The following is a 2,611-nucleotide window of genomic DNA, read 5'->3' as shown; positions in this document are numbered from 1 at the left end:
GTCGAAGTCAAGCTGGGCGGCTACGAGCAGATCGAACAAGCTGCTCGCTCACTGCTCGCTGTGAAGCGCAAGGTTGACGAGTCCAAGATGGGACCTGCTGCGAAGCTTGTCGTAGTCACCGCCGCCGATGGCTATTCGTACGAACGCCCCGACGGAGTCTCAGTAGTGCCGCTGTTCGCCCTCGGCCCCTGAGAAACGAGCGCTCTCGCGAAAACGTGGGATTTGACCTGCTGGACTCGGCGGGGAGGTTCAGGCTCGCGACGAATCCCGGCTACGAAGCGTCGGAGTCTGAGTCTTCGGGGACCAACTCGTCGCTGTTGCTCTCGTTCGCCTCGAGCACTTCTCGGTGTCGGAGCTCTTCCCGCTTGCGGGTGCGGCTTCCACGACGGACAAGTCGATACGGCACCAATAGTAGTGAGAACAACACGTACCAGCTGAGCACGAACAACCACACGACAGCGATCAGGAAGACCGCGAGAAGACCGAGGAGAAAGCGAACGGGCAATGGCCCGACGCGTGTCAGGCGCCAGATCCTTGCGGCTGGCCCGATGAAGCTCATCGGTGCCTGAACGACGACCTTCTCGGATTCAAGGCGATCCTCAGAGGCTGTTGAGTAAGTTGTCGCTGGTAGACGGCTCGATTCTCCCGGCCAACTCACAGATATCTTCCAAGACCATCGCTGCGTTACCGCAGGTGGGCGGCGGTGCGGCATTGTGGAGGATCCGTTCCTGCGCCGCCACAACCCAGACCCCGCAGTTCGTCGCGCTGCGCAGACTTTCGCGACAGCCTCTCAGGCATTCGTGTCCTTCCCGTCGAGCGCTTCGTGGAGCTCATCCAGCAGTTGAGCCGAGCGCGAGTTGCACCCCGCGCAGGTCTCGATTGCAGACTCGGCGAACCGCCGAGAGAGAAACAGCCCAAGGCACTTCCAAGTCCAGCGCCACTTGCCGATGGACTCACCGTCGCTCGCGACATAGCTCCACAAGTTGGCGCCTACAGGCGGCCGGCACGACAACACGTCCTCGTTGAAGGAGATCGTTGTCCTTGGCCCTCATGTGCTCCTCAGCACCCAGGGGAAGGTGCTGGTGCCTCCCGCATCGCACATACCGTCGTGGGCACCCTCGGTCAGTTCGCTCGTTGACCGTCCAAAGCGTGGTACCGGACTGGCCGTAGGTGCACCAACCACGCCGCCAAGCCAAGACTTGGCGCATCAGCGCATAGAGCGCCGCGAGGACGTACAGAAACGGGGCGAGTGCTGCGATCTCAGCCAGTTGCTGCACATGCCGAACGATACCGGTGGACCCAGATTCAGAAGGTGCCGAAGCGGGCTTGGGCGTCCGCGCTGGTGATGGACCTAGCTGAGGCGTCTCCGTCGAACTCGGACAGGTCGCCGAGCCGGGTGAGCTGGGCGTAGCCGCGCAGCTGGTGCTTGGCCATCTGCACCGACAGCGCCGGCAGATCCAAGAGGCGTGCCACCCAGCGCTCGACTGCGGCGTCGAGCTCGCCCTCTCCTTCACATACCTCGTGCGCCAGGCCCCACTCAACGGCCGTATGCCCATTGACCCGTTCACTGGTCATGACGAACTGCCGGGCGCGGGACATGCCCATCTCGGCAATCAGCCGGGGCGTTGCGCCCCATGGCAGCGGCACGCCGAGCTCCACCTCGGGCACGTACCACAGTGCATCCGCAGTGGTGATCCGGAAGTCGCAGCTCGTGGCGAAGCAGTTTCCGCCACCGATGGCGTGGCCGTGCACGCGGGCGATGGTCACTGCCTCGCAGTCCTCGATAGCACGGGCTGCCCGGCGGCCGAGCTGGTTGATGTAGCGGGCCTCGCGGTCATTCGCCGCAGCGAGCGGACCTTCCTTGCGGTCAGCGCCAGCGCAGAACGACTTCCCCCGCCCGCCCAGCACCGCCACCCGGAACTGCGTCTGGCCGTTCAGCGCCGAGAACAGATCGCCCACCTCGCGGATCATCAACTGGTTGTGAGCATTGCGCGACTCCGGCCGGTTCAGCCACACCCGCAGCGTCTCCCCATCAGACTCCAGCTCAATCGTCTCCAACGACGGCAACTCAAACGCCAACAGGCTCATGCCCACAATCCTTGCCCACCACGACGCTCCGCGCCGCCGTCTCAGGAGTTCTTCGCCACCCTCTCAAGAGCAATGTCGTAGACCGTCTTCACCTGGCTCACGACATCGTCGAGAACATCGTCATATGACGCGCCGAGCCGGATGCGTATCGGAAGCCATATCGGTACGTCAGGCTCCCAGTGATCCGGCAAAAGCAGCTGGCAGCGCAGCGCATCCGCGTCGATGGCCTGACTCAGCTCTTCGTCCAGGTAGAGCCAGATCGGCGCTCCTTCTTCATCCCCCCAGAATTCGAAGCTGACGCCGATCCAATGCCGCCCCTCAACGCGGGCGAAGCGGAAGCTTCGTCCGTACCCGTCCCAACTGGCCGCTGCTCGCAGACCGCTGGTGTCCATCCACCCCGTGTCTACGCCGCGTGCATTGACGAGGTCAGAGACGATCCGATAGAGATCACTGATATGACGCGGCACTCTCAGAGGCTGTTGAGTAAGTTGTCGCTGGTAGACGGCTCGATTCTCCCGGCCAA

At 63.2% G+C, this 2,611-nt stretch carries 3 protein-coding genes; 1 reads left to right on the top strand and 2 read right to left on the bottom strand.

The genetic code is table 11. The annotated features are described in order from the left end of the window. The coding region (locus OXG30_04565; protein ID MCY4134172.1) for an AAA family ATPase at positions 1–192 on the top strand (192 nt) is incomplete at its 5' end. A gap of 1,113 nt (positions 193–1,305) precedes the next feature. Here OXG30_04565 and OXG30_04560 read toward each other — a convergent pair. Then, positions 1,306–2,088, bottom strand: coding sequence for an enoyl-CoA hydratase/isomerase family protein (locus OXG30_04560; protein ID MCY4134171.1), 783 nt, complete (start codon positions 2,086–2,088; stop codon positions 1,306–1,308). A gap of 41 nt (positions 2,089–2,129) precedes the next feature. Then, positions 2,130–2,611 (bottom strand): hypothetical protein (locus tag OXG30_04555; GenBank protein ID MCY4134170.1); only part of this gene is annotated, 482 nt, incomplete at its 5' end.

Source organism: bacterium (assembly GCA_026708015.1).
GTDB lineage: Bacteria > Actinomycetota > Acidimicrobiia > Acidimicrobiales > Bin134 > Poriferisocius.
This window is presented reverse-complemented; position numbering and strand designations above follow the sequence as displayed.

Excerpts from the sequence above, each read along its gene's own strand:
- OXG30_04560 (MCY4134171.1), bottom strand. The coding sequence starts at position 2,088 with ATGAGCCTGTTGGCGTTTGAGTTGCCGTCGTTGGAGACGATTGAGCTG.